Raw genomic sequence first — 1,182 nt, 5'->3', positions numbered from 1 at the left:
GCCGAAAAAGCCCCTTGCGCACACCGGAAACTCTAATTCTAGCAACCATTTTTAGCTATTACAAATAAATTCGAATAATTCAGATTTTCTCAGGCGACAAAAAAAGGTTTCGACTGAAAAAAGCTCTTTAGCCTCTTCGCGGATATAGGCCCGCAAACCGTTAGATTTGTATCTCTCATAGTACTCGTCGACAATTTCCGCACATACTCTAGGTGAGTTATAGACAGAAAGCAGGACCCCTCGTTGCATAGGCCTAAGGCGGAATGCATCAAAGGTTTCGGCATAGGTTATGACTCCATTGCCGAGTTGCATATTTTCGTAAATTGGATATCCGTGCGTTTCAGTGAAGAATGAAAAAAATAGCGATGCTTGCGCATAATAACTCATAAGCATACTGAATGGAATCCAACTACCAATACGCAAGAGCCTCAAAAATTCATAATTTTTATATAGATTAGCTGAAGAGTGGGCCGATTCGCGACTAAATGTAATCACTTCATATCCTTTCTCACTGAGTGCTCTGCAAGTTTCTAGCGAATGCATTAGCAAGGCCACCCGAATGTCGTCTTTATTCCCAAGCTCCGCCAACAGCGTTTCGTGAGGCTCATCCAGGAAAATTACTTTGTCGCTATGCTGAACAGCCGGAAGCCAATTTTGACCGCATCCCATGGGTATAACAGGTATGACGGATGACACACCTGAATCATCGCTGTTGAACGCCTGATAGTGAAAACCCAATTTTCCTGAATACGCGCCAGACCGTGAAGACAAGAATCGATTCATGGCTGCACGATGGTGCCACGGCGATGGCGGTGCCGGTAGATCGGAAAATACGACAACCTTCTTGTCAAGCAGCCTAATTTCCTCAATGCCGCCAAATCTGGTGATAAAATCAGAGAGGAAAAAGTCAGGCATGACGATAACGCGCGCTTCGCACTGCTCGGGTAGCGAACAGGTGAAGGTGCCGCTAGTTTCATCATTAAGTTGCGCAGCGAGCCATCTGGCCCCAAGAATTTGCAGAAACGGCAGCGGGTATTTTTCGGTATTTCCGAGGATCTCCTCAAATCCTAGCCCCCGGATTGTCTCCGCATAGGGATTGAATACGTCGATACGTCGGCGCATACGTTCACCCGTTGACAATGAGGCCCCCAGACTCGTTGAATTCGTAGCGGGTCGTATCTT

The 1,182-nt window shown here is 46.4% G+C and carries 1 protein-coding gene; it reads right to left on the bottom strand.

Annotated elements, in window-relative coordinates:
- Nucleotides 1-51: 51 nt before the first annotated feature.
- A partial coding sequence (locus tag A1351_RS24595) for a hypothetical protein (protein WP_210178249.1) occupies nucleotides 52-1,182 on the bottom strand: 1,131 nt, incomplete at its 5' end.

It is taken from the genome of Methylosinus sp. R-45379, from assembly GCF_001644125.1.
GTDB lineage: Bacteria > Pseudomonadota > Alphaproteobacteria > Rhizobiales > Beijerinckiaceae > Methylosinus.
This window is presented reverse-complemented; position numbering and strand designations above follow the sequence as displayed.